The organism is uncultured Abyssibacter sp., from assembly GCF_964000955.1.
GTDB lineage: Bacteria > Pseudomonadota > Gammaproteobacteria > Nevskiales > OUC007 > Abyssibacter.
Genome location: NZ_CAXFCL010000142.1, coordinates 1 through 3,513, shown reverse-complemented (window position 1 = coordinate 3,513; position 3,513 = coordinate 1). Strand labels below are relative to the sequence as shown.

The 3,513-nt window shown below is 64.3% G+C and carries 5 protein-coding genes; 2 read left to right on the top strand and 3 right to left on the bottom strand.

The features are described from left to right. On the top strand, nucleotides 1-333 hold a 333-nt coding region (locus tag ABNS06_RS06875), incomplete at its 5' end, for a LysR substrate-binding domain-containing protein (RefSeq protein ID WP_348673439.1). 57 nt (nucleotides 334-390) lie between these two features. Here ABNS06_RS06875 and aceB read toward each other — a convergent pair. The 3 genes from aceB to ABNS06_RS06860 are packed head-to-tail and all read right to left on the bottom strand — an operon-like array spanning nucleotide 391 to nucleotide 3,023. Then, on the bottom strand, nucleotides 391-1,992 hold the full coding sequence (gene aceB, locus ABNS06_RS06870) for a malate synthase A (protein ID WP_348673438.1): 1,602 nt from the start codon (nucleotides 1,990-1,992) through the stop codon (nucleotides 391-393). Between the two features lie 42 nt (nucleotides 1,993-2,034). Then, entirely contained in the window at nucleotides 2,035-2,517 is a 483-nt protein-coding gene (gene rraA, locus ABNS06_RS06865; protein WP_348673437.1) for a ribonuclease E activity regulator RraA, read from the bottom strand. Then, nucleotides 2,514-3,023, bottom strand: a complete 510-nt coding sequence (locus ABNS06_RS06860) for a disulfide bond formation protein B (protein WP_348673436.1) — start codon at nucleotides 3,021-3,023, stop codon at nucleotides 2,514-2,516. The genes rraA and ABNS06_RS06860 overlap by 4 nt, the downstream gene beginning before the upstream one ends. A gap of 104 nt (nucleotides 3,024-3,127) precedes the next feature. Between ABNS06_RS06860 and ABNS06_RS06855 the strand changes: the two genes are divergently transcribed. Next, on the top strand, nucleotides 3,128-3,513 hold a 386-nt coding region (locus tag ABNS06_RS06855), incomplete at its 3' end, for a hypothetical protein (RefSeq protein ID WP_348673435.1).

The following is a 3,513-nucleotide window of genomic DNA, read 5'->3' as shown; positions in this document are numbered from 1 at the left end:
GGTATCGGCGTGGGTGTGGAGCCCGGCACCATGCAGGGGCTCAGCTGGGTGGACGAAGCGCTGGCTCGCCTCGGCAAACGGCGCAAGATTCGCGTGTTCACCCGCCACTACCAGGCCGCCATGCAGCTGGCGGAGCTGGATGATCTGGTGATCACCCTGCCCAGCAAGTCGGCCAGGCTCCAACGCGACAATCCGGATGTGGTGATTCTGCCGCCGCCGTTCGACATCCCCGAAACCGAACTCAAGATGGCGTGGAGCGCGCTGCTGCACCACAACCCGGCACATCAGTGGTTACGCGGGTTGATCGCTCGGGTCGCCAGTGAACTGGACTGACCGGAGTCGGTTCAGACCCATCGCGCAATCAGACACAGCCCCGACGAATCCGGCCACTCAGGGCAGCAGCTCGTAGGCGGGGAGCGTCAGGAAGTCCGCCAGCTCGTCGGCCACGCATAGCCGGTGCAGCAGATCGCAAGCGATCGAGAACCGCCCGGATTCGAAACGCTCCTCCCCCACTTCCGCCTTGATGTTCTCCATCTCCTCGGCGAGCAGTTGCTCGAACAGCTCGACCGTGACATCCCTGCCGTCGTCAAACCGACCTTCGGGATGATGAATCCACTGCCAGACCTGCGTGCGCGAGATCTCGGCGGTGGCGGCGTCCTCCATCAGGTTGTACAGCGGCACGCAACCGTTGCCGGAAATCCAGGCCTCGATGTACTGCACCGCGACGCTGATGTTGTTGCGCAAGCCGGCCTCGGTGATCTTGCCTTCCGGCTGCCGCAGCAGGTCCTCGGCGGTCACGGACCAGTCCAGCGGACGATTGATCTGGTTGGCGCCAGGCATGTGCTCGTCGAACACGGCACGGGCGACCGGCGCCAGCCCCGGATGCGCGACCCAGGTGCCGTCGTGGCCGTTGGCGACCTCGCGTTCCTTGTCGGCGCGCACCCTGGCGAAGGCCTTGTCGTTGGCGGCCGGGTCATTCTTCACCGGGATGAAGGCCGACATGCCACCCATCGCCATCGCGCCGCGCTTGTGGCAGGTCACGCACAGCAGCTTGGAATAGCTGTCCATGCAGTGCTGCGCCATGTCCACGACGAAGCGGTCGGCCATCACCCGACCGGGTTGCAGCTTCATGATCTTGATGAAGCTGAAGATGTAGTCCCAGCGGCCGCAGTTCAGGCCGACGACGTGGTCGCGCAGCTCATGGAGAATCTCGTCCATCTCGAACGCTGCCGGCAGGGTCTCGATCAGCACTGTCGCCTTGATCGAACCGCGCGCGATGCCCAGTTCGTCCTGGGCGGCGTTGAAGATGTCGTTCCAGATCCGCGCTTCCAGATGGGATTCCATCTTCGGCAGATAGAAATACGGCCCGCTGCCCTTTTCCAGCAATGCCCTGGCGTTGTGGAAGAGGAACAGGGCGAAGTCGACGATCGCCGCCGTGGCTGGCGCGCCGTCAATGCGGATATGGCGCTCAACCATGTGCCAGCCGCGCGGGCGGACGATCAGCGTCGCCGGATCGTCTTCCAGCGCGTAGACCTTGTCCGTCTCGGGGTCGCTGTATTCGATAGTGCCAGCCACGGCGTCCATCAGGTTGAGCTGGCCATGCATCAGACCCGACCAGGTCGGCGCCTGGCTGTCCTCGAAGTCCGCCATGTAGCACTGAACCGGGGCATTCAGCGCATTGATCAACATCTTGCGATTGACCGGCCCGGTAATCTCGACGCGGCGATCCCGCAAATCCGCCGGAATGCCGCGGATGCTCCAGTCGCCGTCGCGCACGGACTGCGTGTCGGGCAGAAAATCGGGGCCGATGCCGCGATCGAACAGGGCCTGTCTGGCCACCCGCGCGGACAGGCACTCCTGAACACGCGGGCGAAACCGGCTGACGAGGCGACTGGTGAAGGCGACGGCCTCCTCGGTCAGAACGCGTTCGAACCCGGTTTCGAACTGGCCGAGAAGATCGGTGTTGCCCACCGTCGTGACCGTTTCCGTCATGTTGTCGTCATTGGCCCGAATTCACGGCTGACCAAGGCGAACTCAAGGCTCCAGCGCCTCGCCGGCGGTGATCAGGCCGTCCACGTCGGCGTAGAGATAGTCACCCTCGCGGAACTCGATGCCGGCGAAACGCAGCGGAACACCGACCTCGCCGACATTCTGCTTGCGCGACTTGAGCGGATGCGCGGCCATGGCCTTGACGCCGATCGAGCAGTCCTCGATTTCCTCGCAGTCACGCACGCAACCGTAGACCACCACGCCGGACCAGCCGTTGTCCTCGGCCAGCTTCGCGAGATTGCCGCCCAGCAGCGCGCAGCGCAGCGAACCACCGCCATCGACGACCAGCACCCTGCCCTCGCCGGGTTGCTCCAGTTCACTACGCACGAACGTGTTGTCCTCGAAGCATTTCAGGGTGTGAATCGCGCCGGAGAACGCCAGCACACCGCCGAAATCGGCAAAAATCGGTTCGGCGACCTGGATCTTGTCGCTGTGGGCGTCGCAGAGGTCGGTAACGGCGTAGCTCATTCAAAGGCTCCGGTAGATTTGGGGGGAAGCACTGCGGCGATGATGCCCCAGATGGCCAGCGCGACGAAGCCCACCAGCGTCCAGCCCGGCAGCGAAATGCCAAGAAAGCTGCCTTCGATGATCGCGCAGTTGCCGTCGCCGGCCAGCACGGTCCGAATCACGTCCCATGCCGGCATGATGTCCATCATGTAGTCCAGCGACGGCCCGCAGGCGGGCACCTGATCGGGAGGCAGACTTTGCAGCCACACGTGACGCGCGGCAATCGCGCTGCCGATGCCCGCGGCCACCAGTGTCAGCGCCGCGTAGACCCAGCGACCGAACCCGCGTGGGCCATGCAGCGCCGCGATGAGCATCACCAGACCGACACCGACCATGGCGACGCGCTGGAAGATGCACATCGGGCACGGCTCCATGTCGAAGACGTATTGCAGAACCAGTGCGAACCCCAGCGCTCCAAAGGCGATGATTGCGCCGATGGCCATCATCGGACGAAACGAGAACAGCATTGCCAACTCCCCGCAGAATGGGTGACCCCGCTCTCAGGGCCACGATTGAATTTGCTCACATGGGACAACCGCCCATGACCCTGCCATCGCATCGGAGGCACGCCATGAAGACCGTTATTGTCACAAAATGTTTGCTGGTCGGCTGCATCGGCCTGTCGGTGGTTGGCTGCGGTGACGACGATGGTGGCGGCAACGCCGCCCCGGATGCGCCCATCGTGGTCGCTGCCAATCCTGCGGAGAGTCCGGCATCGCTGGACGTCTACGCGCCCGATCTGGACACGCTGGCGTTCCAGCTGGACTCCGGCAGCAACGAGGGCATTGCCTTCGACGAGACAGGCACGCTCTACCAGGCAGCGGACTCGAGCGACTTCACCGGCCTACGCGTGTTCGTCAACTTCGCCTCGCGAGCCGACGGCAGCACCTACGTCACCGGATTCGACCGACAGATCAACGGTCGCGGCGGGCTGGGTGGCGGCTTCGCCGGCAAGGG

Excerpts from the sequence above, each read along its gene's own strand:
- aceB (WP_348673438.1), bottom strand. The coding sequence starts at position 1,992 with ATGACGGAAACGGTCACGACGGTGGGCAACACCGATCTTCTCGGCCAG.
- rraA (WP_348673437.1), bottom strand. The coding sequence starts at position 2,517 with ATGAGCTACGCCGTTACCGACCTCTGCGACGCCCACAGCGACAAGATC.
- ABNS06_RS06860 (WP_348673436.1), bottom strand. The coding sequence starts at position 3,023 with ATGCTGTTCTCGTTTCGTCCGATGATGGCCATCGGCGCAATCATCGCC.